Annotated in this window: 29 protein-coding genes and 2 riboswitches; of the genes, 20 read left to right on the top strand and 9 right to left on the bottom strand. The window is 61.9% G+C overall.

Translation table 11 applies throughout. The features are described from left to right. Positions 1-108: 108 nt before the first annotated feature. The 6 genes from LJE98_RS16725 to LJE98_RS16700 all read left to right on the top strand — a co-directional run bounded on the left by LJE98_RS16725 (position 109) and on the right by LJE98_RS16700 (position 3,430). Complete coding sequence (locus LJE98_RS16725) at positions 109-558, top strand: Lrp/AsnC family transcriptional regulator (protein WP_229576352.1); 450 nt, start codon at positions 109-111, stop codon at positions 556-558. 1 nt (position 559) lies between these two features. Continuing rightward, positions 560-1,183, top strand: a complete 624-nt coding sequence (locus tag LJE98_RS16720; RefSeq protein ID WP_229576351.1) for a LysE family translocator — start codon at positions 560-562, stop codon at positions 1,181-1,183. 141 nt (positions 1,184-1,324) lie between these two features. Next, positions 1,325-2,065, top strand: a complete 741-nt coding sequence (locus LJE98_RS16715) for a helix-turn-helix transcriptional regulator (RefSeq protein ID WP_229576350.1) — start codon at positions 1,325-1,327, stop codon at positions 2,063-2,065. Between the two features lie 74 nt (positions 2,066-2,139). After that, a complete protein-coding gene (locus tag LJE98_RS16710; protein ID WP_229576349.1) occupies positions 2,140-2,841 on the top strand; it encodes an acyl-homoserine-lactone synthase in 702 nt (233 codons plus the stop codon). A gap of 1 nt (position 2,842) precedes the next feature. Continuing rightward, complete coding sequence (locus tag LJE98_RS16705) at positions 2,843-3,145, top strand: hypothetical protein (RefSeq protein ID WP_229576348.1); 303 nt, start codon at positions 2,843-2,845, stop codon at positions 3,143-3,145. Between the two features lie 27 nt (positions 3,146-3,172). Then, positions 3,173-3,430, top strand: a complete 258-nt coding sequence (locus tag LJE98_RS16700) for a hypothetical protein (RefSeq protein WP_229576347.1) — start codon at positions 3,173-3,175, stop codon at positions 3,428-3,430. Between the two features lie 176 nt (positions 3,431-3,606). On the opposite strand, the gene LJE98_RS16695 is transcribed toward LJE98_RS16700, so the two are convergent. From LJE98_RS16695 to gcvT, 6 genes are all read right to left on the bottom strand, one after another. Next, complete coding sequence (locus LJE98_RS16695) at positions 3,607-3,984, bottom strand: tudor domain-containing protein (protein WP_229576346.1); 378 nt, start codon at positions 3,982-3,984, stop codon at positions 3,607-3,609. Between the two features lie 157 nt (positions 3,985-4,141). Beyond that, on the bottom strand, positions 4,142-4,468 hold the full coding sequence (locus LJE98_RS16690) for a flagellar basal body protein (RefSeq protein WP_229576345.1): 327 nt from the start codon (positions 4,466-4,468) through the stop codon (positions 4,142-4,144). A 193-nt stretch (positions 4,469-4,661) separates the two neighbouring features. Then, positions 4,662-4,988, bottom strand: coding sequence for a DUF1236 domain-containing protein (locus LJE98_RS16685; RefSeq protein WP_229576344.1), 327 nt, complete (start codon positions 4,986-4,988; stop codon positions 4,662-4,664). A gap of 134 nt (positions 4,989-5,122) precedes the next feature. Further along, complete coding sequence (gene gcvP, locus LJE98_RS16680) at positions 5,123-7,981, bottom strand: aminomethyl-transferring glycine dehydrogenase (RefSeq protein WP_229576343.1); 2,859 nt, start codon at positions 7,979-7,981, stop codon at positions 5,123-5,125. Next, a complete protein-coding gene (gcvH, locus tag LJE98_RS16675; protein ID WP_229576342.1) occupies positions 7,981-8,343 on the bottom strand; it encodes a glycine cleavage system protein GcvH in 363 nt (120 codons plus the stop codon). Before gcvH ends, gcvP begins: the two co-directional genes overlap by 1 nt. Positions 8,344-8,364: 21 nt before the next feature. Then, complete coding sequence (gene gcvT, locus LJE98_RS16670) at positions 8,365-9,504, bottom strand: glycine cleavage system aminomethyltransferase GcvT (protein ID WP_229576341.1); 1,140 nt, start codon at positions 9,502-9,504, stop codon at positions 8,365-8,367. 150 nt (positions 9,505-9,654) lie between these two features. Beyond that, positions 9,655-9,743, bottom strand: a riboswitch (glycine riboswitch). Between the two features lie 185 nt (positions 9,744-9,928). Between gcvT and LJE98_RS16665 the strand changes: the two genes are divergently transcribed. Beyond that, positions 9,929-10,300 (top strand): hypothetical protein, encoded by a 372-nt coding sequence (locus tag LJE98_RS16665; RefSeq protein WP_229576340.1) that lies wholly within the window; start codon positions 9,929-9,931, stop codon positions 10,298-10,300. Positions 10,301-10,371: 71 nt separating this feature from the next. After that, positions 10,372-11,427, top strand: a complete 1,056-nt coding sequence (locus tag LJE98_RS16660; protein WP_229576339.1) for a DUF1775 domain-containing protein — start codon at positions 10,372-10,374, stop codon at positions 11,425-11,427. 81 nt (positions 11,428-11,508) lie between these two features. Here the strand turns inward: LJE98_RS16660 and LJE98_RS16655 are convergent, their stop codons facing one another. Beyond that, the gene (locus LJE98_RS16655) at positions 11,509-11,784 is read right to left on the bottom strand and encodes a hypothetical protein (protein ID WP_229576338.1); all 276 of its coding nucleotides are present in this window, start codon (positions 11,782-11,784) and stop codon (positions 11,509-11,511) included. 195 nt (positions 11,785-11,979) lie between these two features. Here LJE98_RS16655 and LJE98_RS16650 point away from each other — a divergent pair, with 195 nt between their 5' ends. The 12 genes from LJE98_RS16650 (at position 11,980) to cobO (ending at position 23,874) form a co-directional block, all read left to right on the top strand. Continuing rightward, positions 11,980-12,516: a flavodoxin domain-containing protein gene (locus tag LJE98_RS16650; protein ID WP_229576337.1), complete on the top strand. Its 537-nt coding sequence runs from the start codon at positions 11,980-11,982 to the stop codon at positions 12,514-12,516. Positions 12,517-12,576: 60 nt separating this feature from the next. Then, positions 12,577-12,954, top strand: coding sequence for a fluoride efflux transporter CrcB (gene crcB / locus LJE98_RS16645; protein WP_229576336.1), 378 nt, complete (start codon positions 12,577-12,579; stop codon positions 12,952-12,954). Between the two features lie 96 nt (positions 12,955-13,050). Next, the gene (locus LJE98_RS16640; protein WP_229576335.1) at positions 13,051-14,040 is read left to right on the top strand and encodes an RluA family pseudouridine synthase; all 990 of its coding nucleotides are present in this window, start codon (positions 13,051-13,053) and stop codon (positions 14,038-14,040) included. Beyond that, a complete protein-coding gene (locus LJE98_RS16635; protein WP_229576334.1) occupies positions 14,037-14,690 on the top strand; it encodes an HAD-IA family hydrolase in 654 nt (217 codons plus the stop codon). Before LJE98_RS16640 ends, LJE98_RS16635 begins: the two co-directional genes overlap by 4 nt. A gap of 9 nt (positions 14,691-14,699) precedes the next feature. Then, on the top strand, positions 14,700-15,506 hold the full coding sequence (locus LJE98_RS16630) for an ATP12 family chaperone protein (protein ID WP_229576333.1): 807 nt from the start codon (positions 14,700-14,702) through the stop codon (positions 15,504-15,506). 63 nt (positions 15,507-15,569) lie between these two features. Then, positions 15,570-16,391: a hypothetical protein gene (locus LJE98_RS16625; RefSeq protein ID WP_229576332.1), complete on the top strand. Its 822-nt coding sequence runs from the start codon at positions 15,570-15,572 to the stop codon at positions 16,389-16,391. A gap of 66 nt (positions 16,392-16,457) precedes the next feature. Beyond that, positions 16,458-16,830, top strand: a riboswitch (cobalamin riboswitch). 184 nt (positions 16,831-17,014) lie between these two features. Next, positions 17,015-17,545 carry a bifunctional adenosylcobinamide kinase/adenosylcobinamide-phosphate guanylyltransferase gene (gene cobU / locus LJE98_RS16620; protein WP_229576331.1) on the top strand — a complete coding sequence of 177 codons (531 nt, stop codon included), beginning with the start codon at positions 17,015-17,017 and terminating at the stop codon, positions 17,543-17,545. 3 nt (positions 17,546-17,548) lie between these two features. Further along, positions 17,549-18,625, top strand: coding sequence for a cobalamin biosynthesis protein CobW (gene cobW, locus LJE98_RS16615; RefSeq protein ID WP_229576330.1), 1,077 nt, complete (start codon positions 17,549-17,551; stop codon positions 18,623-18,625). A 3-nt stretch (positions 18,626-18,628) separates the two neighbouring features. Further along, the gene (gene cobN / locus LJE98_RS16610; protein WP_229576329.1) at positions 18,629-22,390 is read left to right on the top strand and encodes a cobaltochelatase subunit CobN; all 3,762 of its coding nucleotides are present in this window, start codon (positions 18,629-18,631) and stop codon (positions 22,388-22,390) included. Continuing rightward, positions 22,383-22,802, top strand: coding sequence for a GFA family protein (locus LJE98_RS16605; protein ID WP_229576328.1), 420 nt, complete (start codon positions 22,383-22,385; stop codon positions 22,800-22,802). The genes cobN and LJE98_RS16605 overlap by 8 nt, the downstream gene beginning before the upstream one ends. Continuing rightward, entirely contained in the window at positions 22,799-23,245 is a 447-nt protein-coding gene (locus tag LJE98_RS16600) for a GNAT family N-acetyltransferase (RefSeq protein ID WP_229576327.1), read from the top strand. Before LJE98_RS16605 ends, LJE98_RS16600 begins: the two co-directional genes overlap by 4 nt. Further along, complete coding sequence (gene cobO, locus LJE98_RS16595; protein WP_229576326.1) at positions 23,242-23,874, top strand: cob(I)yrinic acid a,c-diamide adenosyltransferase; 633 nt, start codon at positions 23,242-23,244, stop codon at positions 23,872-23,874. Before LJE98_RS16600 ends, cobO begins: the two co-directional genes overlap by 4 nt. Positions 23,875-23,912: 38 nt before the next feature. Here cobO and LJE98_RS16590 read toward each other — a convergent pair whose 3' ends face one another. Further along, entirely contained in the window at positions 23,913-24,731 is an 819-nt protein-coding gene (locus tag LJE98_RS16590; RefSeq protein ID WP_229576325.1) for a helix-turn-helix domain-containing protein, read from the bottom strand. After that, positions 24,728-25,093 carry a nuclear transport factor 2 family protein gene (locus tag LJE98_RS16585; protein WP_229576324.1) on the bottom strand — a complete coding sequence of 122 codons (366 nt, stop codon included), beginning with the start codon at positions 25,091-25,093 and terminating at the stop codon, positions 24,728-24,730. Before LJE98_RS16585 ends, LJE98_RS16590 begins: the two co-directional genes overlap by 4 nt.

Here is a 25,093-nt window from a genome sequence, read left to right as displayed (position 1 = left end):
CCGCACAGCGTGATGGCTCATCGTCTCGGCGAGCCGATTCGTTGTTTTCCTGCGGTTGCTCAAAAAAATATCTTGCGGAATGCAGGTTTCGGCAAATAAGCTGCGGCCATGGATACCAGTGACCGCAAAATAATCGATCTTCTCGCCGAAGACGCCCGTCGCTCCCTCGCAAGCATTGGGGATGTGGTAGGGCTTTCGCCCTCTGCCGTCAACGAACGCATCAGGCGTCTGGTGGCGTCGGGCGCCATCAGGCGCTTCACGCTGGAGGTGGATCCGGCAGCGATCGGACTGCCGATCACCGCCTTCATACTGGTGACGCTACCGCAGGATACCGAACAGGCTGCCTTCCGGGACTATGTGGAGAACCATCCGGCGGCACTCGAGTGTCACCACGTGACCGGCAGTTGGTCCTACATGGTGAAGATCCGAACGGCCGATCTGACCGGGATCGAGGCCTTCCTGGCCGACCTCAAGGGCGAACGATTGATTGCCCGCAGCGAGACAATGATTGCGCTGTCGACCACGAGCGAACGCAGCTACGTGATCGGGTCCGAGTGAGATGGACACCGTCGTCTTCGGCAAGGGGCTCGTACTGGGCATTGCCATTGCGGCGCCGCTTGGGCCGATCGGCGCGCTCTGCATCAACCGCACCCTGGAACGCGGCTTCTGGGCCGGCGTCGCAGGTGGCCTTGGAACCGCGATTGCCGACGGCGTCTATGCACTCATGGCTGCGGCCGGATTTACGGCTCTCGGGGCCGTTCTCGGCTGGATCGAACTGCCGCTGCAGGTCTTCGGCGGCTTCTTTTTAATCTATCTTGGTATCAAGGGATTGAAGCCTCGTCTGCAGGTCTCGGCCGCATCGGTCGACGCGCGCGGATTGCTGTCGACCACGGCGGCGACCTTTCTCCTGACCATCGCCAATCCCGCAACCATCCTGTCTTTTGCAGCGATCTTCGCTGGATTGGGGCTGGCGGCCGGGCAAGGCGGCGCGACCGCGGCCCTGCTTGTCGCGGGTGTCTTTCTGGGGTCGCTGGGGTGGTGGTTCTTTCTCAGCGGCCTGGTGAGCCTCTTGCGCACGCGATTGCCGGACGGCTTTTCTGCAGTGGTCGGCCGGGTGTCGGCGATCATTCTGATCGTCTTTGGCCTGACTGCACTCCTGCATAGCTTGTCTGCCGTGCTCTGACGGATCGAGACTGCGTGTGCTCCTGGCTCGCCCGTGTCATGCGAGACACTTTTCATTGGAAATCCAATGTTGATCAGGCCGCTGCGCCGTTCCTCATGCTAGATGTGACGCATGTCACAGCGGGGATGATGCGGGGTATCGATGTCAGACAGGCAGGCCACATCCAATGCGATGTTCGATTTCATCACGGAGTCGTCGCGGGCCCGCGACAACAATGAGGTCCTTGCCTGCCTGGATACGGCGGCCAAGGCCTTTGGCATGGACTGTTATGCGATCTCCGGCATACCGCTGCCCAGTGAGCGCATCGACCCCTATTTCATGCTGAATGCCTGGCCGGATGGTTGGTTCGAACGCTATGTGCAGGAGAACTATGTCCATGTGGATCCTGTCATCTACCGCACGAAAATGTCCGATGAGGCTTTCGTCTGGTCGGAGGCACTCGCCGACAAACCTGTCACCCGGGCCGCAAAGCGAGTGATGAACGAGGCCACGGAATTCGGAATGTATGACGGTTACAGCGTTCCGCTGCATTCCGTCGGAGGATTTCAGGCGATCGTGACCTTTGGCGCCCGAAAGGTGGATCTGTCCCAGGAGCAGCGCGGAGCGCTGCACATCATTTCAATCTATGCGCACAACCGGTTGCGTGCCTTCCTGTCGGAGGGCCGGGAGAAGGCTGTCCCGGATGTCGCAAAGGTCACGCCACGTGAGCGCGAGGTGATCCTGTGGTGTGCTGCCGGAAAGACCAATTGGGAGATCGGCCAGATCCTCGGAATCTCTGAGAAAACGGTTCAGCATGAGATTGCCTCCGCCAGCCGCAAGTTGAATTCCGTCAATCGCGCGCAACTGATTGCCGAATCGATTCGGCTTGGCATCATCAGATAAATAGGCAGAACGGCCTATATTGAATTCGCCCCCCATGCCCCACTGTTCACCCGGGCTTATTTAGGGGGGGCAGCATGCTTGCGACGATCCTGGGCGCAGCGACGCATGACTGCTTTGACATCATGGAACGGGTCTGGCGTTTCCGCCATCGCCAGTTTGTCGAAAGACTTGGCTGGGACGCGTGCCGCCGGGCTGACGGTCGCGAGATTGACCAGTTCGACGGAGAAGAGGCGATCCACCTGCCACTGCTCGTCGCCAGCGACGTCGTCGGATACAGCCGGCTCCTCCCGACACTGAAGCCGCATCTGTTGTCGGACGTTTATCCCCATCTCATGGATGGAGCCGACTGGCCGCGCGGCGAACGGATTTTCGAATGGACGCGTTGCATCGCCGAGGTCTCCGACCAGACCATCGCGGGCGTGCCGATCTCTCACATCCTGATGACCGGGGTGATGGAGTATTGCCTCGTCTCGGGGATCGAAATGCTGCTCGTCGAAACCCATCCGAAGCTGGTCAACCTCTTGATGACCACCGGGTGGGAGGTAATGCCTCTTGCCGCCCCGAGTGTCCTGGAGGGTTCGCTGATCCTACCGATCACGGCCAGGCCATCCATGGCCGGCCTTCTGAAACACCACGAACTCTACGGCATCACTGGAAGCGTCCTCGACCTCGAACTTGCGCCGGGCAACCCTTTTGGCCCGTCGCCACTCGCGCGTCTCGCCTTCGCCGACGAGCCGCATGGAACACACCAATATCCAAGAATGGCAGGAGAATGACATGACGGATGGCCAATTCCCATCCTCCGATATCTACGTGCGCTCGATCGTGGAGGAGCAGGTGCGTAGCCTGAGAGAAATCATCAAGGGCGTTTCGCAGAAGGAGCCGCTCAGTGACGACGCGCTCTTCCTGGACCATCTTCTGCAGATGGTTTCGCTGGCCGCGGCAGACGGACTGGAGCGTCGCAGGAGCGGCGGTGGTCGCACGCGGACATTGTCAGTAGCCGACGGCAGTCTGGCGGACATTCATCTCGACATGGCAAAGATGGAGTTCGTCCCGGAGCGCTTCGATCGCGCCCAGTAGGTAAGTCCGGATATCGAGGCTCTCACCATGGCTTTCGCAGAGCCGTTCGAGAGCCTCGTCGATCTGGAAGAGACAGTCCTCAATGTAGTCATTGCTCTCGACGAAGCTGACTGCCGTCTTCAGATGCTGCCGAAAATGGGTCTTCAAGCGGTCGCAATCACGGATGTCGGCGGGGAAAATCTGAGTTTTCAGGTGGTTCAGTGTGTCGTTATACATGGAATCCCTGATGCAACCGTTTACAACTTGGGAATGTGGCCAGAAGTTTCCGCCAATTGCAATCGTTGAATGACCCTGCGACAACGCATTCGCCTGTTTTCGTTGAACAAGCCCAAAATTTGCCCAAGCCGCACGCATGGCCCGGGTCGTGCGTTCGGCTTGTACCCAAGTCGCGCCGAAGCTGGACGAACATGCTTCCTCTCAGCCGACGAGACTGTCCCGCCGGCCAGAAGTGAGCGAGCTGATCAGTTCGAACGGCAGCGACCGGTCTTTGTCGTTTCCTTGTCGCCGTCGTCATAGGCGATGCCGATCTTTTCGCCTGACAGCGATGCGATCGTGCCGGGATACCAGTCGCCCTTGCCCTTGAAATTGCATTCGACCTTCATGCCGATCATCCAGTCATAGGGACGAACGTTGCGGGTCGAAACGGTCTCGCGCTCTCCGTCGTCATAGCGGATGGTGACCTTGCCACCAGCGACCTTCTCGGCGATGCCGGGGAACCAGTAGCCGGCACCCTTGTAGTTGCCAAGAACCCAGTCACCCTGGGTCTGAGCCTGGGCAGCGCTGGCGCCAGCCAGCATCGGCAAACTTGCGGCAAGTGCGATGATCAGTTTGAAGCGCATAACAAATCCTCTCGATACGACAAAGAGACCCGATCGGTAGCAACCGGGCCTGCGCAGTGATGACTGGCGTCTGATCCCTAGATGAGTCGTAGGTTCGGTCAGGTACTATTATAGGTGAGGCTGAGGACGCGCGTTGGCGGCCGGAGAAGGAAATGCCTCAGTCGCGCTTGATGCTCATCAGCACGTCCCACATGTCGGCTCCGGTTTCCCAGACGCTCGCATTGGCCTTGAAGCCGAGTTCGCTCTGAACCAGCGATATCATTTCCGAAGCGAGATCCACATTCGAACCGTCGCCGAAGGTCGCAGCGCCGGATGGGCTGGCGGAGACGGCCACACCGCCTTGGGTCGAACTGGAGTATCTGGTTTCGAGCCGATCATAGGCTGGCGTCATGGCATTGGCGACATTATCAGCCGATGCGGCAAGACGCGTCTGCTGTGCTTTCATGCCCGAAAGCGAAATGCTCATGACGGCCGAAATACTCATGGCGTGATCCTGCGTTCAAACCCAACTTCAGAACATCAGAATAGGCGGTGCGAGTTAGCAATGTCCGAACGTGCATGGTTTCGGCTTGAGGAAGAGGTATTCTGCCAATGCCCTGATTTGAGACACCAGCGCCGCTGGAACGAAAGAACCCGGCGCTCGGCACCGGGTTCTTCAGCTTCTGCGTCCGTCAGGCTTATTCAATGATCTGAATAATCTGCCGTGTCTGCGGATCGACGATCACGCGCCGCTCGTTGACCACTGTATAGGAATAGCCGTCATAGCCATCGACCGGATAGAGTTCGACGGGGTCTTCGATAACGCGGCCGATCATCACGTCGCCTTCGTAGGGCACCGAGCGCACTTCGCGCTGCATGACATAAGTTTCGACCGGGGCTGGCACGACAATTGTCGACTGTGTCGCGACCGGGGCCTGCTGGATGATGACAGTTTCCTGCGCATTGGCCGACGCCGAGAGCGTCATGAGGGCCGCTGCACCGGCGAGGATGAGAGTGTTGCGCATGTCTGTTCTCCTGTGTTGAGCAGCAGAAGAACGGACATTGCCGCATTCCGTTCCATCACAGGCTTTTTCGATCTGTCACCACAAATGATGAACGCCGCCTCAAGGGCGGCGTTCCTGTGTCGATACTGAGGCCGTTACTCGGCGGCTTCTGCATAGGCTTCCATGGGCGGGCAGGTGCACACCAGGTTGCGATCGCCGTAGACATTGTCTACGCGGTTGACCGAAGACCAGTACTTGTCGACCCGGAAGGCGCCCGGCGGATAGCAGGCCTGTTCGCGGCTGTAGGGACGAGTCCATTCGCCGACCAGGTCTTCCACCGTATGCGGGGCGTTCTTCAGCGGGTTGTTGGTCTTGTCCATCCGGCCGTCTTCGATGTCGCGGGCTTCCTCGCGGATCGCCAGCATCGCTTCGCAGAAACGGTCGATCTCGGCCTTGGTTTCCGACTCGGTCGGCTCGATCATCAGCGTACCTGCCACCGGCCAGCTCATGGTCGGCGCATGGAAGCCGCAATCGATCAGGCGCTTGGCAACGTCGTCGACGGTCACGCCGGCAGACGCCTGCAGCGGACGGGTGTCGATGATGCATTCATGCGCCACGCGGCCCGAGGCCGACGTGTAGAGCACGTCATAGGCACCCTTGAGGCGCGCCGCGATGTAGTTGGCGTTGAGAATCGCCACCTTCGTCGCCTGCGTCAGGCCTTCGCCACCCATCATCAGGCAGTAGGACCAGCTGATCGGCAGGATCGAGGGCGAACCGTAAGGACCGGCCGAGACCGCACCCGGACGACCGTCGGTCGAGACGTGCCCGGGCAGGAAGGGCGCAAGATGCGCCTTGACGCCGATCGGGCCCATGCCCGGACCGCCGCCGCCATGCGGAATGCAGAAGGTCTTGTGCAGGTTGAGGTGGGAAACATCCGAGCCGATGTCGCCGGGACGGGACACACCGACCATGGCGTTCATGTTCGCCCCGTCGAGATAGACCTGGCCACCGAACTGGTGGGTGATCTCACAGATCTCCCGCACCGTCTCCTCGAACACGCCATGCGTGGAAGGATAGGTGATCATGCAGCAGGCGAGATTGTCTGCATGCGCTTCCGCTTTCGCGCGGAAATCATCGAGATCGACGTCGCCGTTTTCCTTCGACTTTACCGGCACGACGGTCATGCCGACCATCTGGGCGGAGGCCGGGTTGGTGCCATGGGCCGAGGTCGGGATCAGGCAGACGGTGCGGTGGGTGTCGCCGCGCCCTATGTGATAGGCGCGGATTGTCAGGAGGCCCGCATATTCGCCCTGAGCTCCAGAATTCGGCTGCATCGAGATCGCATCGTAACCGGTGACCGCGCAGAGCTTCTCCGAGAGGTCGTCGATCATCTCCTTGTAGCCCAGCGCCTGATCTTGAGGGGCAAAGGGATGGATATCGGAGAATTCCGGCCAGGTGATCGGCAGCATTTCGGCCGTCGCGTTCAGCTTCATCGTGCAGGACCCGAGCGGAATCATCGCCCGGTCGAGGGCCAGGTCCCGGTCCGACAGCCGGCGGATGTAGCGGGTCATCTCGCTTTCCGCGCGGTTCATGTGGAAGATCGGATGCGTCAGGTATTCGCTGGTACGCAGCAGTTCCTTGGGCAGCCGGTAATCGGCTTCGAACTCCGAGACATTGAACTTGCCTCCGAAGGCACGCCAGACGGCCTCGAGCGTGGCCGGACGTGTGCGTTCGTCGAGGGCAATGCCGACCTTGGTCTCACCGACCTTGCGCAGATTGACCCCTTCCGCAACGGCGGCCCGCATGACGAGCCCCTGCATGTGGCCGACCTCGACGGTGATCGTGTCGAAGAAGGTCTCCGGCTCGATCGTATAGCCGAGCTTTTCCAGCCCCTTGGCGAGCAGAACGGTCTTGCGGTGCACCTGCTGGGCAATCGCCTTCAGGCCTTGCGGCCCATGGAAGACCGCATACATCGACGCCATGACGGCGAGCAGCACCTGGGCGGTGCAGATGTTCGACGTCGCCTTTTCGCGGCGGATATGCTGTTCGCGGGTCTGCAGCGACAGGCGATAGGCGCGGTTGCCGCGTGCATCGACGGACACACCGACGAGGCGGCCGGGCATGGAACGCTTGATGGCATCCTTGACCGCCATATAGGCCGCATGCGGACCACCATAACCGACAGGTACGCCGAAACGCTGGGTCGATCCGATGGCGATATCGGCGCCCATTTCACCGGGCGACTTCAGAAGCAGCAGCGCGAGAATGTCGGCGGCCACTGCAGCAAGAGCGCCGGTCTGGTGAAGGCGGGCGATCAGGCCGGAAAAGTCACGGACGTGTCCGTGCGTGCCCGGATACTGGAAGATCGCGCCAAACACATCGGTCGGGTCGAGATCGGTGAAGGGGTCTCCGACGGTGACGGTCCAGCCGAGCGGCTCGGCGCGGGTCTGGATGACCGCGATGGTCTGCGGATGGCAGTCCTTGTCGACGAAGAAGCCGGTCGCCTTGGTCTTGGCGCTGCGCTGGCACAGTGCCATGGCTTCGGCAGCAGCCGTTGCCTCGTCGAGCAGCGAAGCATTGGCCACGTCGAGACCGGTGAGGTCTGTCACCATGGTCTGGTAGTTGAGGAGCGCCTCCAGGCGGCCCTGGCTGATTTCCGGCTGGTAGGGCGTATAGGCCGTGTACCAGGCCGGGTTTTCCAGGATGTTGCGCTGGATGACCGGCGGCGTGATCGTGCCGTAATAGCCCTGGCCGATCAGCGAGGTCAGGACCTTGTTCTTGTTGGCCGTCTCGCGCAGCTTGTCGAGCGCCTCACGCTCGGTCATCGCCGCACCCCAGGTGAGCGGCACCTTCTGGCGGATCGAGCTGGGTACGGTGTCGTCGATCATCTCGTCCAGCGAGTGATAGCCGATCACCTTCAGCATCTCCGTCATTTCGGCCGGCGAGGGGCCGATATGGCGCCGATTGGCGAAGTCGTACGGATCGTAGTCCGTGAACTGGAATTCCGTCGTCATCAGGCAATCAGCTCCTTGTAGGCGGCCTCGTCGAGCAGCGCGTCTGCGTCGGAAGGATTGGCGAGCTTCAGCTTGAAGAACCAGGCGGCACCTTCTGGATCGGAATTGACCAGCGACGGATCGTCGACGATGGCCTGGTTGATCTCGACGATCTCACCATCCAGCGGGCAGTAGACGTCCGAGGCTGCCTTGACGCTCTCGACGGTCGCAGCGGTGCCATCCTTCTTGAATTCCGTGCCTTCGTCCGGCAGTTCGACGAAGACGAGATCGCCGAGCTGGCCGGCGGCATGGGCCGTGATGCCGACGGTGGCAACGCCGTCTTCGATCTTCAGCCATTCGTGTTCAGCGGTGAATTTCAACATGGTTCTCTCCGGAGATTTTTTTCAGCGTTTATAAGTGGTGGTGACGAAGGGAAGGGCGGTGACGGTAAGGGACAGGAACCTGCCGCGCACCTCTGCGAAAACCTGGGTGCCGGGGACGGCCATCTCGGTCGGCACATAGCCCATCGCGACGGGGCCTTCGACAGAAGGGCCGAAGCCACCCGAGGAGACATGGCCAATTTCGGTCTTGCCCTCGGCATCGGCAAACAGCTTTGCCGGCGGACGCACGGGCGCCTTGCCCTCGGGCTTCAGGCCGACGCGGCGGCGGGAAACACCATTCTCGAGTTCACCAAGAATGCGTGTCGCACCGGGGAAGCCGCCTGCGCGCGCGCCACCCGTGCGGCGGACCTTCTGGATCCCCCATTCGATGGAGGCTTCGATCGGAGACGTCGTGGTGTCGATGTCGTTGCCATAGAGGCACAGGCCCGCTTCGAGCCGGAGCGAATCACGGGCGCCGAGACCGATCGGGGCACAGTCCGGCTGGTCGAGGAGCGCCTTGGCGAGGTCGGTGGCGCGGTCAGCGGGCACAGAGATCTCGAACCCGTCTTCGCCGGAATAACCGGTGCGCGAGACGATGGCGGAAATGTCGCCGAGCGAGACTTCGCGCACATCCATGAACTTCATGAATGCGACATCGGAGGACAATGCCGCCAGAACCTCTTCTGCCTTCGGCCCTTGCAGGGCGAGAAGCGCGCGGTCGTCATGCACGAAAACCTGCACGCCATCCGGAAGCTTGGCCCGCATATGCGCAATGTCGGAATCCTTGCAGCCGGCATTGATGACAACCAGCAGGCGTTCGCCGAGGCGGGTGATCATCAGGTCGTCGAGAATTCCACCCTTGTCGTCGGTGAAGAAGCCATAGCGCTGACGGCCGTGCTTCAGGCCGAGGATGTCGACCGGGACCAGGGTTTCGAGTGCGCGTGCCGCGTCTTCGTACGTGCGGGAAGCCGCGATCAGTTCGACCTGTCCCATGTGCGAAACGTCGAACAGGCCCGCAGCGGCGCGGGTGTGAACATGTTCCTTCAGCACGCCGGCTGGATATTGCACCGGCATGTCGTAGCCGGCAAAGGGCACCATCTTGGCGCCGAGCGACACATGAAGATCGTAAAGGGGGGTGCGTTTGAGTTGGGTCTGGTCGTTCAAGACGTCGCCTCCGGGTTTTGAGCGCTCGCGCGCTTGCTCAAGTCTGGGCACGGGTGTGCCGCTTCATGAGCCCCCTCTGTCCTTGTGCCTGAGATTGTTATCCCTTCGGCTTGGCCCGCTTTGGAAACAGGCCTCTCTCCAGAGTGCAGTCGACGCCTTGTGGTCCTTTTGCCTGAGAGTTTCCGGGGCGGTTGCTCCTTCGGCTCCGGATTGAACCGGTTTCTCCCAACAAGGTCTTAAAGGCATTATCCGGCAGTGTGGCGGCTTGGCAAGAGGCCGCGTCGCTCCGAAGCAAATAATTGTCGCGCAGGCGTGGTGTTTGCGCTGGCGCAAGCTATCGCATGGTTGCCCGGTCCCTGTGGCATCTCGCCCCTTGGCTTGATCGCGGCATCGCGATAAGGGATCGGGTGCAAAGGGGGACAGGATGAAGCCGAAGGTCAAGACAGCGACGATGATCCTGCGCATGTTCTGCGCCATGGTCTTCCTGTCTGTCGGATTCGGGCATCGCATGCCGGCGGCAATGGCAAGCCAAGTGCAGTCTTTTGCCTATGCGCTGCCTGACGGCACCTTTGCCGATCTCTGCATCGGCGATCAGGGACGCAAGCATGTGAAGCCTGCGAGCGGTTGCGAGGCCTGCCGCCTTGCTGGCGCTGCTCTGTTGCCCGAGCCTGCAGACCAATCCTGGCTCCTCGGTCAGTTCGGGAACCTGGGTGAGATTGTCCCGGTCGAACCGGTAGTCCGCTCTGGCCATCTCCTCCATCGCCCGCGTCTTCGCGGCCCGCCGCGCTTCGCCTGATTGTATTTATCATCCGACGAAGACTGACGACAGCCGACGGCCAAGAAGGACCGCGGCAAGGAGAGATAGCCATGAAGACCCAATTGCTTGTCGCAACCGCGATCACCACGCTTGCCTCGACCTCATCCGTATTCGCCCATGCGACCTTTGCGAATCAGCCCGCAAAGATCGGCTCCTACGTCGCCGCCACACTGCAGGTGCCGCATGGTTGCGACGGCAAGGCGACCAACGAGGTGCAGATCAGGCTGCCTGAAGGCTTTATTTCTGCCAAGCCCATGCTGAAACCGGGCTGGGAGATCGAAGTGATCACCGGCGACTACCAGAAGGGCTATGACAATCACGGCAAGGAAGTGAAGTCCGGGCCGGTCGAGATCCGTTTCAAGAGCGGCGATCTGCCGGACAGTTTCTACGACACCTTTACAGTTTACGGTAAGATCGCTGCGGGCGACCCGGCAACTGGCCTCGCATTCCCGACGATTCAGCTTTGCGGCGCGGATGCCAAGGTCGCCTGGGATCAGGTGGCAGCACCCGGTCAGGACCCGCATGATCTGGATGGTCCAGCGCCAGTCCTGAAGCTAGTGGCGGCTGAGGAAAATCCGCATGCCGGCCATGGTGCCCACGGTACCCATGCCGGTCAGGGAGCTCCCGCCGCGCAGGCTGCTGCCGGTGGTCATGGCGCGCATGCCGGCCACGCGGCCCATGGCGATCATATGGCCGCGATGGACCCGGGCGGCTTTATGCCGGTGACGGCAGGAGACCTCGAGCTCACGGCAGGATTTGCCAGGGCCATGCTGCCCGGTCAGCCGGTCGGCGGCGGGTTCGTCACCATCACGAACAAGGGCGGCGACGAGGATCGCCTCGTGTCTGTCACGTCTTCTGGGGCCGGCGAGGTCCAGATGCACGAAATGGCGATGGAAGGCGACGTCATGAAGATGCGCCAACTGAACGACGGCATCGTCATCCCAGCCGGCGAAACGGTTGAACTGAAGCCGGGTGGCCTGCACCTGATGTTCTACAAGGTTTCCGAGCCCTTCAAGGAAGGTGCGACGGTCAATGTCACACTGACATTCGAGAAGGCCGGTGCCGTGGACATGGTTCTGCCGATCGGTCCGGCCCGAGGCAACTGAACAAGGCACCTCCGTTGAAACGAAAGAAGCCGCGACCGTTCATCGGTCGCGGCTTTCTTCATGTGCCTCGTGAGGCCAGTCTCACGTCATGGAGTTCTTGTAAGCCTCGATCGTTTCCTGGAGCGTTGCCTGCTCGAACTGTTGTTGCGTCGAGGTGAGGAAGTAGAGTGACAGCGCCGGCGGCTGAACGATGGCAACGAGCGCCCGCAGCCGCAAGTCTTCGCTTTGTGCAGCCTGCTGTGCCAGCATGCGAGTGTGCTCTTCCACATAGGAGGCACGCGACGCGCGCTGCGGCGGTTTCACCGATTCCATCGCATAAGCTGCGGTTTGGGCTGAGACTGTGACAACCTGTGTCATGAGCGCTTTTCCAGATATTCCATAACGACATTAGCATAAACTACGGTTATCTATGCATCTTTAAGTAGAATGAGTGTATTTGAATAAAACTCAACGGATCCCGGGTTTGTCCGAGAGGCCTTCTCTTGCGCCAGATCAATGCGCGGCCCGGCTGCCTCCCTCATGATGGCGGCAGATTGGAAGAGGAGCACAGACATGATCATTCTCGTCGGGTATGCGACGGTTGAAGGACAGACGCGCAAGATCGCGGACGCGGTGGCCACCGCCGTCGAGGCACGAGGGGACCGGGCCTTGCTGTTCGACATCACTTCGGGTGGCGAATATGCGGTTGCCCATCCGGAAGCGGCGATCCTGTGTGCCCCGGTGCACGCGGCGCGTTACCCGGCCGCTTTCTCAGGTTTCGTGCGACAGGAGGCATCATGGCTGAACAGCGTGCCCTCGGCTTTTGTCTCCGTGTCGCTTCTCATCCGCAGCGAATTCGAGGAGGAGCGAGAGGAGGCCATGCACTTCCCGGACGCTCTGATCAGCGAGAGCGGCTGGCGACCGGCCATGATTCATCATGCCGCCGGCGCCCTGCGCTATACGGAATATGATTTCTTCAAGCGCTGGATCATCCGCCGCATGGCGGAGGTCGAAAATGCCCCGACCGATGTCAGCCGTGACCACGAATTCACCGACTGGTCGCTGCTCACGCGCTTCGTCGGAGATTTCCTTGCGGCGGCCAAGGCTTGACGGGCTTGTTCCAACCGGCTTGAACGGCAGTGACAAGAGCCGTTTGAGCCGGAGGCATCCATGTTCCATATACTGCTGGTCGCAATCGGTGGCGCGACCGGGTCGGTGGCCCGCTACCTGACCGGTGTTGCCATGACGCGATTTCTCGGGCCAGGATTCCCCTGGGGCACCATCACCGTCAACATCGTCGGCTCGTTTGCGATCGGCCTCCTGACGGAGTTCGTGGCGCGCAAGCTGTCCGCCCCGATGGAGGTGCGCCTATTGCTCGTCGTCGGTTTTCTCGGCGGGTTCACCACGTTTTCGTCCTTCTCTCTCGACACCATGGCACTTGCCGAGCGGGGTGCGATCTTAGCAGCCTTCGGATATGTCGCGGCCAGCGTGACGCTGTCGCTCGCGGCCGCATTTGGCGGCCTGGCACTGGGGCGCAGCCTGTTCTGAGCCCGGTCCCTGCATTTCCGCTTTCCCTTTCGGGCCGAAATCTACTAAAGGCACGGGATAAGTGGGTGGAGAACCCGAGCACGAAAGAATTCCCTGATGGCAGGCATCGAACATATCACCGTGGAAGCCGACGAGGCGGGCATGCGGCTCGACCGTTGGTTCAAGATCCACTACCCGGGTCTCGGCTTCGGCGCCCTGCAGAAACTGCTGCGCTCCGGGCAGGTGCGTGTGGACGGCGGTCGCGTCAAGACCGATGCCCGCGTCCAGCCCGGCCAGGTCGTGCGTGTGCCCCCCATGGACGTCGACGCCAAGAAGACCGGCCCGATTGCAAGCCATGACCTCAAGCATGGCGACGACCACGAGCTTCTGTCGCGCATGCTGCTGCACGAAGACGAAAAGGTCTTTGTGCTCAACAAGCCGGCCGGACTTGCCGTGCAGGGCGGATCCGGTCTCAACAGACATATCGACAAGATGCTCGAGGCGTGGACCAGCAGGAAGGGCGAAAAGCCGCGTCTGGTGCACCGCCTCGACCGCGACACCTCGGGCGTGCTCGTTGTGGCCCGGACGCGCGGCGCTGCCCAGAAACTGACGGCCGCCTTCCGCGAGCGCGATACCAAGAAGATCTACTGGTCCCTGGTGAAGGGCGTGCCGCGCAAGCACGAGGACAAGATTTCGACCTGGCTGACCAAGGACCAGACCGATGAGGGCGACCGCATGCGGGTCTGCAAGCACGGCGAGGACGGCGCAGACCACGCCATCACCTATTACCGTGTAATCGACACTGCAGCCCAGAACCTCGCCTGGCTGGAGATGGAGCCCTATACGGGACGCACGCACCAGCTGCGCGTTCATGCGCTGCATATCGGCCATCCGATCATCGGCGATCCCAAGTATTTCGTCGATGATCACAACTGGGATTTCCCCGGTGGCGTCCAGAAGCGGCTGCATCTGCACGCCCGTCAGATCGACCTTCCGCATCCCAATGGTGGTCGCCTGAAGGTGACGGCACCGCTGCCGCCGCACATGGTCCAGACCTGGAACCTGCTTGGTCTCGACCAGCGTGACGGTGACAGGGACGGCGAATGAAGCTTGTTCTTTTCGATTGCGACGGCACGCTGGTCGACAGCGCGGGCCTGATCCATGAGGTCATGCGCCACACCTTCATCGCCTTCGGCAAGTCCGAGCCCGCCCTCGAGACGACCAAATCGATCATCGGCCTGACGCTCGATATCGCGATCGCCCGCATGGACGGCAAGCCGCATGCCGATGACGAGGCGGTCGCAATGGCGGCGCACTACAAGTCGATCTTTGCCGATGTGCGGCAGACCTCAGGCTTCGGCGAGACCATGTTCGACGGCATCCGTGAAGTGCTCGACGCGCTGATTGCCCGCGACGATATCTGGCTCGGCGCTGTCACAGGCAAGTCGCGGCGCGGATTGGAATTGATCCTTGAAGGCCAAGGCCTGACGCCCCATTTTCTCTTCTGCCGGACGGCGGATGACTGCCCCTCCAAGCCGCATCCGGCCATGGTCAACGAATGCTGCGACGAATCGGGCATCGCGGCACGCGAGACCATTGTGATCGGGGATGCGATCTACGACATGCAGATGGCGAAGGCCGCCGGCGCGACCGCGATCGGTGTTGCCTGGGGGTATGCCACGCCGGACGAGCTCTGGAAGGCCGGCGCCGATGCCGTGGTCGAACGACCCGCCGACCTTCTGGCCTATATCCACTAGGAGCCTAAGATGCGCGACGAACTCAATCAGGACATTTTCGGGACCTTTGTTCCGGAGCACAGTCACGAGGATCCCGTGCGCCGGGCGCAGATCCAGATGAAGCGCCCGCTTCCGAAGCGCTTCTACGAGAGCGTCGGTATTGATGAGCGCGACGGAGGCTTCTCGATCACGCTCGATGGCAAACCGGTCAAGACGCCGGCCAAGAACCTGCTGCAGCTGCCGACCCGCGAGGCGGCCGAACTCGTGGCAGCGGAATGGGCAGGGCAGGGCGAACACATCGACCCCGCGACCATGCCGGTCACCAAGCTCGCCAACACGGCGATCGATGCCGTCTCCAATAGCCTCGCGGAAGTTTTCGACGAAATCGTCCGCTTCGCCGGGACGGACATGCTGTGTTACCGCGCAGATGGCCCGAAAGAATTGATCGACCGCCAGGCGGCCCGCTGGGATCCGGTTCTCTCCTGGGCGACGACGGCTCATGGCACCCGCTTCTTCCTGGTGGAAGGCGTCATGCATCAGGAACAGCCGGCAGAAGCGATTGCCGCCTATACAAGGGCACTCGAGCGTTATCGAGACGCTTTCCTGATCTCATGTCTCAACGTGGTCACGACGTTGACCGGCTCGGCGGTTCTGGCGCTTGCCTATGCCGACGGCGCCTGTGACCTGGATGAAGTCTGGTCGCTCGCGCATATCGACGAGGACTGGGCAGTCGAGCACTGGGGCACCGATGCCGAAGCGGAGGCGCGTCGCGACGCCCGATACGCCGAATATGCGTCGGCAGCCGCCCTCTTCCAGGCGCTTCAGCCGCAAAGTTAACCCTCCACTAACCATAAATGACGAATTGTCGGATTGGTCCAGAATCACCAGTCCGGGGTTGTCATGATCGCTCGCAGTCTCCGTTTCGCCGCAGCCATCGGGCTCCTTTTGGTGCTGGCATCGTGTACACTGCTGCATGGACGCAGCATCGACCGGCCACTGGTCTATTACGTTCGCAATGTCACCGTCATGGCCGATGCACGGATCCCGCTCGACCTGATCGGCGGCATTGACCGCCGTGTGTCGGCAGCAATCGCAGCAACCCGGGCGCCTCAGGGTGCGGAACGTGTCGTGCTGCTGGTCAAGATCGACCGACTCGGCTTCGGCGAGGGTGCACGACGCCACCTGGCTCAAGCGAAGTTCACGGTGACGGCGACATCCGTCGAAACGGGTGAGCCGGTGGCGCAAGGGTCCTTCACCGTCAATAGCCCGACCGACGACCCGCGCTGGGTCCGTCAGGCGCTGGCCGAGGAAATCGCAGCCCGAATCCGTTTCGCCTTTTCGCTGACAACGCCCCGTATTCGCAGGGCCGCACCACCCGCCCGAACCATTTCGACGCGCCTCAAGACCGATCCGGCATCGTTGGTCGTGCCAAATACGTCTCCGGTTCCGCCGCGGGCCGCAGCCGCGCCGAAGGCTGCGCCGCAGAAGCCTGTCATTGCCGCAGCGCCGGTTGCTGCGACGCCACCTCCGCCAAAGGAAATGGCAGTCCCTCCGGTGGCTGCCACCGCCCAGCCGACGTCTCCGAGAGCCCCGGCGCAACCCGCTCGGCGCGCGGCCGATATCGGCTCTGGAACGCCGGTGGAGCAGGGTGCAAGCGGTACGATCCGGCTTCGCGCCGAATGCGATCCGGCCGTGACGTCCAACTGCACGGCAGCGCCGTGATCATCCCCGCGGCGCAAAGGCGCATCGCCGCGCCGCAGCCGTGATTGACTCGACACCGACCTCGGCCTAATCCTCGTCATGGATGGTTTCCGGACGGCAGAGATGCGGTCCGGAGAGCAAAAGGGAATGCGAAGGCGTGGACCCAGACCGGGCATGCCGAACGCAGCCGACCCCGCGACTGTATTGCAGCGAGGGTTCTCCATCCGCTCTGCCGTTTCAGGTGGTGACGGGTCGCAGGTGCGACCGGCTTCTCGAAAACGGCAGGACGGAAAAGCCACTGGGGTGGCAGCACGATCAGCCGGGGCAGGACGCCTCTTTCTCTACGAATCGTCCGCTCTTTCGTGTTGCCGGAACACCCTGGGAAGGTGAGGAGAATCCGACGGCTTTCAAAAGCCACGACCTGCGAGCCAGGAGACCTGCCATCCACGGGCATGGTGCCCACACTGGGGAGGTTTCCCCGTTGCCAGCACGGAGGTTGTCGTGGCGACGTTTTGCATCAGCGGGTCCTTGAGGCCCCGCCGGTGCCGGGCCGTATTGTCGGTCCAGGCATCGATCCCTGTTTCGTGCATTCTGCATCCGTGTGGTGCTGCAGATCTGCATACGGTTGGAGGCGTCGGCACTCCATGACCGAATTCCATCCACGATCCATTCTGGTTCTCGGCGGCGCCCGTTCGGGAAAGTCGCGTTTTGCAGAAGGATTGGCCCGCGACACCGGCCTCGAGAAGATCTATCTTGCGACGGGCCGCGCCTGGGACGACGAGATGCGCGCCCGCATTGCTGCCCACAAAGCCGACCGCGCGGATGACGGCTGGACCACCCATGAGGCACCGCTGGACCTAATCGGCGCGCTGAAGACGCTTGATCAGCCGGGCCGGGTCATTCTCGTCGATTGCCTGACACTCTGGGTCACCAATCTGATGATGGAAGAAGGCCGTGACGTCGACGCAGACGGCGGGGCACTCGCCGCCAGTCTCAGCGAACTCCAGGCCACCGTCATCTTCGTCTCTAATGAAGTCGGGCTCGGGATTGTCCCTGAGAACAGGATGGCTCGCGCCTTCCGCGACCATGCCGGTCGCCTCCACCAATCGATCGCCGCAAACGCGGCTGAAGTCTATTTCGTTGCGGCCGGATTGCCGCTGAAAATGAAGGGTTGAACCATGTTGCAGCAAAAGATCCCCGCCACCGTCATCACCGGCTTCCTCGGCGCGGGCAAGACCACCATCATTCGCAACATGCTGATGAATGCCGGCGGCAAGAAGATCGCACTGATCATCAACGAATTTGGCGACCTCGGGGTCGATGGCGACGTGCTGAAGGGCTGCGGCGCAGACAACTGCACCGAAGACGACATCATCGAGCTCACCAATGGCTGTATCTGCTGCACCGTTGCCGATGATTTCGTGCCGACCATGCTGAAGCTGCTCGACCGAGACGTGAAGCCTGATCACATCGTCATCGAGACGTCTGGGCTCGCCTTGCCGCAGCCGCTGGTCGCCGCCTTCAACTGGCCGGATATCCGTACCCGCGTGACGGTCGATGGTGTCGTGACCGTTGTGGACAGCGCCGCAGTCGCCGCAGGCCGTTTTGCCGATGACCATGACGCCGTCGCCGCCCAGCGCGCCGAGGACGATAGCCTCGACCACGAGAGCCCGATCGAGGAACTCTTCGAGGACCAACTGACCTGCGCCGACCTCATCGTCCTCAACAAGGCGGATCTGCTGGATGCTGCCGGTATTGCCGCCGTGCGCGCCGAGGTGAGCGGTCGCACCAGCCGCAAGCCATCGATGATCGAGGCGAAGAACGGCGAGGTGTCCTCGCTCGTGCTGCTCGGGATCGGCGCCAGCACCGAAGACGACATCGCAAACCGCAAGTCGCACCACGAACTGGAGCACGAAGCATTGCATGCCTCGGGCGAGGACCACGACCATCATCACGACCACGACGAATTCGAAAGCTTCGTCCTGAAGCTCGGCGCGATCAAGGACCCGGCAGACTTCATCGACAGCCTGAAGCCGGTCATTGAGAAACACGACATCCTGCGCCTCAAGGGTTTCATCGACGTGCCCGGCAAGCCGATGCGCCTTGTCGTCCAGGCGGTCGGCACCCGCATCGACACCTATTTCGACCGCCCCTGGGCATCGGGCGAAAAGCGCGAGACCCGCATTGTCGTCATCGGCCTGCACGATTGGGATTTCGGCGCAGTGGTCGCCGACGTCCAGGCGGCGGCTGGCTGAGCCATGCATCTGCTTCTCGCCCAGAAGGGATCGATCAGCGACGGCGACGAGGCGATCGATCTCGGCCAGACGCCGGGAGACATCCTGTTCCTGTCGGCGGCAGACACGGAGCTGGCTGCCATCGCAGCCGCTGTGGAGGCGCGGGGCGAGCATAGGCTGAACTGGCGGCTCGCCAGCCTGATGACCCTGAAACACCCGATGTCGGTCGACACCTATGTCGAACGCACGGCAAGGCATGCGCGGCTGATCGTGGTCCGGGCGCTGGGTGGCGCGAGTTACTTCCACTATGTCCTGGAAGCGCTCCATGCCGCTGCATGCCGCAATGGCGGGGCACTCGTCGTTCTGCCGGGTGACGACAAGCCGGATGAGGGTCTCACGCCTTTCCAGAGCTGTGCCGTCGACGATCGGCAGGCGCTGTGGACCTATCTGACGGAAGGCGGCGCCGGCAATGCCGAAGCCTTCGTCTCCTATGCCGAGGCTGTGCTGGGCGAGGGCGAACGTCCGGAACCGGCGCGTCCATTGCTGAAAGCCGGCATCTGGTGGCCCGGCAGGGGCGTGATCGGGGTCGAGGAGTGGGAGAGGCTGGCACTTGAAGCGCCCCTCTCTGGCCCGCAAGCCATCACCCCCCTCTGCTTCTATCGGGCCCTCGTCCAGAGTGGCGAAACGGCACCCGTCGAAGCCATGGTCGAAGCCTTGAAGACTGAGGGACTGACCCCGCTACCGGTCTTTGTCTCGAGCCTCAAGGATCAGGTTTCGGTCGATATGCTGCGCGCCATCTTTTCCCGTTTCCCGCCGGCTGTGGTCATCAACACGACCGGTTTTGCCGTCTCGACGCCGGGGGCGGAGAAGCCGTCGACCGTACTCGACGAGACGGGTGCGGTTGTCCTTCAGGCGATTTTTTCCTCCTCGCCGCGCGCCACCTGGGAGAGCTCAACGCAAGGCCTCAGCGCGCGCGATCTCGCGATGAGCGTCGCCCTGCCGGAGGTCGATGGGCGTGTGCTGACCCGCGCCGTCTCCTTCAAGTCCAAGGCACGCTTCGACGAGCGGGTCGAGGCCAATCTGGTTAGCCACGAGCCTGATGCTGGTCGCATGCGCTTCGTCGCCGAACTGGCGGCCAACTGGGCGAGGCTTCGCGCAACCGCACCCGCCGATCGCCGGGTTGCGCTGATCATGGCCAATTATCCGAACCGCGACGGGCGCCTCGGAAATGGTGTTGGACTGGATACGCCAGCCGGCACAATCGAAGTCATGCGCGCCATGCGGGATGCGGGCTATGACATCGCTGATCTGCCCGCCGACGGCGACGGGCTCATGCAGGCGCTGATGGTCGGGCCAACCAACGCGGCCCAGGACGAACGTGTTGTTCGGGAAGTGCTTTCCATAAGCGATTACAAATGTTTCTTTGGCCTTCTTCCCAAAGAGGTTCAGGATCGCATCACCGCCCGTTGGGGCGCGCCGGAGAGCGATCCCTTCCATCTCGACGGGGCTTTCGCGCTGCCCCTGATGCGCTTTGGAAAACTCATGATCGGTATCCAGCCGGCCCGCGGCTACAACATCGATCCCAAGGAAAGCTATCACTCGCCCGATCTCGTGCCGCCGCATGGCTATCTCGCCTTCTATGCGTTTCTCAGACGGGAATTCGGCGCCCAAGCCGTGATCCACATGGGCAAACACGGCAATCTCGAATGGCTGCCGGGCAAGGCGCTGGCGCTGTCGGAGACCTGTTTTCCGGAGGCAGTGTTCGGCCCGCTTCCACATCTCTATCCCTTCATCGTGAATGATCCCGGCGAGGGCACGCAGGCCAAGCGCCGCAGCTCCGCTGTCATCATCGACCACCTGACCCCGCCGCTGACACGGGCTGAAAGCTATGGTCCGCTGAAGGACCTGGAGGCGCTGGTCGACGAATACTACGAGGCCTCGGGCGGGGATCCGCGCCGGCTGGTGCTCTTGAAAAAGCAGATCCTCGAGCTGATCGCCGATATCGGCCTCGATCAGGATGCCGGCATTTCCAAGGGCGAAGCCGAAGATCAGGCGCTGGAAAAGCTTGATGCCTATCTCTGTGACCTGAAGGAAATGCAGATCCGCGACGGCTTGCACATTTTCGGGCTCGCTCCGGAGGGACGTTTGTTGACCGATCTTGTCGTCGCGCTCGCGCGTGTGCCGCGCGGTCAGGGCGAGGGCGGTGATGCGAGTTTGCAGCGGGCGATTGCGGGCGACCTTCTCAAGACGGCAGGCTTCGATCCTCTCGACTGCGTCATGTCCGATCTGTGGGCAGGTCCAAAGCCGGATCTCCTCGCCGATCTCACCGATTCCCCGTGGCGAACGGCGGGCGATACAGTCGAACGCATCGAGCTTCTCTCCGCCAAACTCGTCTCCGGCGATGTCGGCTGTGAAGACGGTTGGACCCGCACGCGCGCAGTCCTCGCTGAAATCGAGACGCGCCTCAAACCGGCCATCGTCTCCTCCGGTCCCGCCGAAATCCACGGCCTGCTGAAGGGGCTGGCGGGCCGTTTCGTGCCCCCGGGACCCTCCGGCGCCCCGACGCGCGGTCGACCGGACGTGCTGCCCACGGGCCGCAATTTCTACTCCATCGACAGCCGCGCCGTGCCGACACCGGCGGCTTACGAACTCGGCAAGAAATCCGCCGAGCTTCTGATCCAGCGTTATGTCCAGGACCACGGCGAATGGCCAACCTCCTTCGGCATCACAGCCTGGGGCACATCCAACATGCGCACCGGCGGCGATGATATTGCACAAGGTCTGGCGCTTATCGGGGTCAAACCGCTCTGGGACATGGCCTCCCGCCGTGTGACCGGCTTCGAAGTGGTTCCGATGGCGATCCTCGGACGCCCGCGTGTCGATGTGACGCTGCGCATCTCAGGTTTCTTCCGCGATGCCTTTCCGGAACAGATCGCGCTCTTCGACAAGGCGGTGCGCGCCGTGGCAGGCCTCGACGAGGACGAGGGTGACAATCCGATCGCGGCGCGCGTGCAAACCGAGATCGAGAAGCTGAAAGGCGAAGGGCTGGACGAGAAGCAGGCCGCACGGCGGGCCGGCTACCGTGTCTTCGGCTCAAAACCGGGCGCCTATGGTGCCGGCCTCCAGGCCTTGATCGATGAGAAGGGCTGGCGCGACCGGGCGGATCTTGCCGAAGCCTATCTCGTCTGGGGCGGCTACGCCTATGGTGCCGGCGAGGAGGGCAAGGCGGAACGAGGCCTGTTCGAGGAGCGGTTGCGCTCGGTCCAGGCGGTGGTGCAAAATCAGGACAATCGCGAGCACGACCTGCTCGACAGCGACGACTACTACCAGTTCGAAGGCGGCATGACGGCGGCAATCGAGCACGTGGCGGGTGCTCGCCCGAAAGTCTACCACAACGACCATTCCCGGCCGGAAAAACCGGTCATCCGGAGCCTTGAGGAAGAGATCGGCCGCGTTGTGCGGGCCCGTGTCGTCAACCCGAAATGGATCGAAGGCGTCATGCGCCATGGCTACAAGGGCGCTTTCGAGATCACGGCGACGGTTGATTACATGTTTGCCTTCGCCGCGACGACCGGGGCCGTGCGCGACCACCATTTCGAGGCCGTCTACCAGGCCTTCATCCTCGACGAGCGCGTGCGTGACTTCATGGCCGCGAAGAATGCACCAGCGCAAAAGGAGCTGGCGGACCGTTTGATCGAGGCAATCGACCGGGGCTTGTGGACGCCGAAGAGCAATTCGGCCAAGTTCACCCTCGTGGAGATGACGCAGGGAGAGCAGCATGCCTGACATTCAAACCGGAAAGTCGATGGCTCTGAGCGGCCATTGCCTGTGTGGCAGTGTTCGCTTCAGCACGCCCGGCCCTGTCCGCAGTTCCGGCCATTGCCATTGCGAAAGCTGCCGACGCGCGGCCTCTTCCCCTGCGACAACGTTTCTGACCGTTCCGCGCGACAGCGCCACGCTGGAAGGCGAGAGCCTGCGCTTCTATGCCTCTTCACCGGGTGTGCGACGCGGCTTCTGCGGCAATTGCGGATCACCCATGTCGTTTGAGACGGAGCGGCGGCCTCAAGACATCGACTTTTATGTCGCGAGCCTTGATGACGGGCTCTCCGTCCCCATTCGCGAGCACTGGCATTGGGACGAACGCGTGGACTGGTTGCATGTCGCCGACGATTTGCCAAAAAGCGAGGGCGGCGTGTGACGAGCGGGATACGGATCGAGCTTGCCGAGACCGAGGGAGAGGCCCTGACAGGGGCAGTCGACGCCATTCTGGACGAGGCGGCGGTCGCGATGGGTTATGCCTTCGAAAAGCGGAAGGTGCATCTGCGCGCAGTTGATGGCGAAGGAAACATCATTGGCGGCCTGGTCGGCGCGCATCTCCAGGGCTGGTTTTACGTCAAGCTGCTGGCGGTAGCGCCCGAGGCACGAGGCAACGGTATCGGAGCGCGGCTTCTCGCCCGCGCGGAAGTGATTGCGCGCGAGGAAGGCTCGGCCGGCATCTACCTCGATACGTTCGAGTTTCAGGCGCCAAGGTTTTACAAGCGCGAGGGCTACCGCGAAATCGGCCGCTTGCCGAAGATTGGCGCCGCGCCACAGCGGATCTGGTTTGCAAAAGAATTCAACGACACCGGGAGTATGACATGACCGAGGAAACCACTGCCACGGGCGAGGCAGATCTCGCCCGCCACGCGGAGAAGATGGCCAAGAAGAAGGCTGCCCGCGACAAGATCATGGCCACCAAGACCGGTGAAAAGGGTTTGATCATCGTCCATACCGGCAAGGGCAAGGGCAAGTCCTCGGCCGCCTTCGGGATGATCTTCCGCCACATCGCCCATGGGAAGAAATGCGCTGTTGTGCAGTTCATCAAAGGCGCCATGTCGACGGGCGAGCGGGATATGATCCTCAAGCATTTCTCCGACTTGTGCGAATTCCATACCATGGGCGAGGGCTTTACCTGGGAAACGCAGGACAAGGCGCGCGACATCGCCATGGCAAAAGCCGCCTGGGAAAAGGCGAAGGAACTGATCCGGGATCCGGCAAATTCCATGGTGCTGCTCGACGAGGTGAACATCGCCATACGCTACGACTACATTGATCTCGCTGAGGTGCTCGAATTCCTGGCCACCGAAAAGCCGGACATGACCCATGTCGTCTTGACCGGTCGAAACGCCAAGGACGAGCTGATCGAGCTCGCCGATCTGGTGACCGAGATGGAGCTGGTGAAGCATCCCTTCCGCTCTGGCATCAAGGCGCAGATCGGGGTGGAATACTGAGAGCATCGCGTTGTTGGCACGATCACGGACGTGGTTCTTCAGCGTGACGCTTTCGTTGCCATCAGGCATTTGAGGCGTTCTGCCGTTGGGGGATCAGCCGGGAAGAAGGATTCGATCGCCAGTTCCGACAGGGTGATATCAACCGGCGATCCGAACACGGTTGTGGTCGACAAAAACGAAAGAACACCGACTTTCGTCCTCAACTGCAGAGGGACGGCGAAGTCGGCTTTATCGCCGATTGGCGAGCTGCCTCCAGCGACTTGTGCCTCGGGATGCGGCAGGTCCTGAAATTCATGCCGCAGCGCTCTCAGCACCGGATCGCCGCTGGCTGCAATCTGCTGTTGAAGGCGATCAAGCAGGTGGTGCCGCCATTGCCCGAAATTGACGATGTCAGGCGCCAGGCCGGACGGATGCAGGCTGAGACGCAGGACGTTGACGGGCGGCCTCAGCAATTCGGGGTCTCGAACGGCGGTCAGCAAGAGCTCCAGCGCGCCATTCGCTGCGACAAGCGTCCAGTGTCGATCGACGGCCAATGCCGGGTGTGGTTCATGACCTTTCAGGATCAAGTCCACCGTCTGTCGCGCAACGGCCAGTGCCGGTTCATCCAGAGATCGCTGCAAGTAGATCGGGGCGAAGCCGGCGGCCACGAGTATGGGATTGCGCTCACGCAGCGGAATGGCAAGCCTCTCGGTCAGTCGCAGCAGCATTTCCCTGCTGGGCGAGGCCCTGCCGCTTTCGATGAAACTCAGGTGCCGCTGGGAGATATTTGCATCAAGCGCCAGGTCCAACTGGCTCAAGTGGCGGCGTTGCCGCCACTCTCGCAAGAAGTCACCCAGACTTTGGCTTGCCCCGATCATGCCGTTGCCGGTATCCGATCAAGAAAGCCGTCGACGCTGCGCAGACGCCCGTCTTCGACCACCGCGAAATCGGTGCCCTTGATCATGTCGTCGTTGTCGGCAGGCCCGAGCTTCCACGAAAAGCGCAATCGGCTGCCATATCCATCTGGCTTGCCTACCAACGCGAAGCGAAAGCCAGGAAACCTCTGATGGACTGCGCCGACCAGCGCATGAAGTTCGCTTGGCCCGTCGGCGGCCATCAAAGGGTCGATATAGGTTGTGTCATCGGTGAAGGTTTCGGCAATGAGCTTGGATCGTTCGTCGGCGTCAGTCTCGTTCCAGACGGCGATGTAGTGCTCTGCGATCCTCTGTGCATTGTCCAT

It is taken from the genome of Rhizobium sp. 'Codium 1', assembly GCF_020889605.1.
Taxonomy (GTDB): Bacteria; Pseudomonadota; Alphaproteobacteria; order Rhizobiales; family Rhizobiaceae; genus Allorhizobium; species Allorhizobium algae.
The sequence above is the reverse complement of the archived record's forward strand: the minus strand, read 5'-3'. Positions and strand labels throughout refer to the sequence as shown.

Bases quoted from the DNA above. Each gene is read 5' to 3' on its own strand.
- LJE98_RS16715 (WP_229576350.1), top strand. From the start codon at position 1,325: ATGTCAGACAGGCAGGCCACATCCAATGCGATGTTCGATTTCATCACG.
- gcvH (WP_229576342.1), bottom strand. From the start codon at position 8,343: ATGTTGAAATTCACCGCTGAACACGAATGGCTGAAGATCGAAGACGGC.
- cobW (WP_229576330.1), top strand. From the start codon at position 17,549: ATGTTGCAGCAAAAGATCCCCGCCACCGTCATCACCGGCTTCCTCGGC.
- LJE98_RS16635 (WP_229576334.1), top strand. From the start codon at position 14,037: ATGAAGCTTGTTCTTTTCGATTGCGACGGCACGCTGGTCGACAGCGCG.
- LJE98_RS16720 (WP_229576351.1), top strand. From the start codon at position 560: ATGGACACCGTCGTCTTCGGCAAGGGGCTCGTACTGGGCATTGCCATT.
- LJE98_RS16705 (WP_229576348.1), top strand. From the start codon at position 2,843: ATGACGGATGGCCAATTCCCATCCTCCGATATCTACGTGCGCTCGATC.
- LJE98_RS16655 (WP_229576338.1), bottom strand. From the start codon at position 11,784: ATGACACAGGTTGTCACAGTCTCAGCCCAAACCGCAGCTTATGCGATG.
- LJE98_RS16640 (WP_229576335.1), top strand. From the start codon at position 13,051: ATGGCAGGCATCGAACATATCACCGTGGAAGCCGACGAGGCGGGCATG.
- LJE98_RS16695 (WP_229576346.1), bottom strand. From the start codon at position 3,984: ATGCGCTTCAAACTGATCATCGCACTTGCCGCAAGTTTGCCGATGCTG.
- gcvP (WP_229576343.1), bottom strand. From the start codon at position 7,981: ATGACGACGGAATTCCAGTTCACGGACTACGATCCGTACGACTTCGCC.
- LJE98_RS16585 (WP_229576324.1), bottom strand. From the start codon at position 25,093: ATGGACAATGCACAGAGGATCGCAGAGCACTACATCGCCGTCTGGAAC.
- crcB (WP_229576336.1), top strand. From the start codon at position 12,577: ATGTTCCATATACTGCTGGTCGCAATCGGTGGCGCGACCGGGTCGGTG.
- LJE98_RS16665 (WP_229576340.1), top strand. From the start codon at position 9,929: ATGAAGCCGAAGGTCAAGACAGCGACGATGATCCTGCGCATGTTCTGC.
- LJE98_RS16630 (WP_229576333.1), top strand. From the start codon at position 14,700: ATGCGCGACGAACTCAATCAGGACATTTTCGGGACCTTTGTTCCGGAG.
- LJE98_RS16700 (WP_229576347.1), top strand. From the start codon at position 3,173: ATGGCTTTCGCAGAGCCGTTCGAGAGCCTCGTCGATCTGGAAGAGACA.
- LJE98_RS16625 (WP_229576332.1), top strand. From the start codon at position 15,570: ATGATCGCTCGCAGTCTCCGTTTCGCCGCAGCCATCGGGCTCCTTTTG.
- LJE98_RS16590 (WP_229576325.1), bottom strand. From the start codon at position 24,731: ATGATCGGGGCAAGCCAAAGTCTGGGTGACTTCTTGCGAGAGTGGCGG.
- cobN (WP_229576329.1), top strand. From the start codon at position 18,629: ATGCATCTGCTTCTCGCCCAGAAGGGATCGATCAGCGACGGCGACGAG.
- LJE98_RS16650 (WP_229576337.1), top strand. From the start codon at position 11,980: ATGATCATTCTCGTCGGGTATGCGACGGTTGAAGGACAGACGCGCAAG.
- LJE98_RS16605 (WP_229576328.1), top strand. From the start codon at position 22,383: ATGCCTGACATTCAAACCGGAAAGTCGATGGCTCTGAGCGGCCATTGC.
- cobU (WP_229576331.1), top strand. From the start codon at position 17,015: ATGACCGAATTCCATCCACGATCCATTCTGGTTCTCGGCGGCGCCCGT.
- LJE98_RS16725 (WP_229576352.1), top strand. From the start codon at position 109: ATGGATACCAGTGACCGCAAAATAATCGATCTTCTCGCCGAAGACGCC.
- LJE98_RS16710 (WP_229576349.1), top strand. From the start codon at position 2,140: ATGCTTGCGACGATCCTGGGCGCAGCGACGCATGACTGCTTTGACATC.
- LJE98_RS16685 (WP_229576344.1), bottom strand. From the start codon at position 4,988: ATGCGCAACACTCTCATCCTCGCCGGTGCAGCGGCCCTCATGACGCTC.
- LJE98_RS16660 (WP_229576339.1), top strand. From the start codon at position 10,372: ATGAAGACCCAATTGCTTGTCGCAACCGCGATCACCACGCTTGCCTCG.
- cobO (WP_229576326.1), top strand. From the start codon at position 23,242: ATGACCGAGGAAACCACTGCCACGGGCGAGGCAGATCTCGCCCGCCAC.
- LJE98_RS16690 (WP_229576345.1), bottom strand. From the start codon at position 4,468: ATGAGTATTTCGGCCGTCATGAGCATTTCGCTTTCGGGCATGAAAGCA.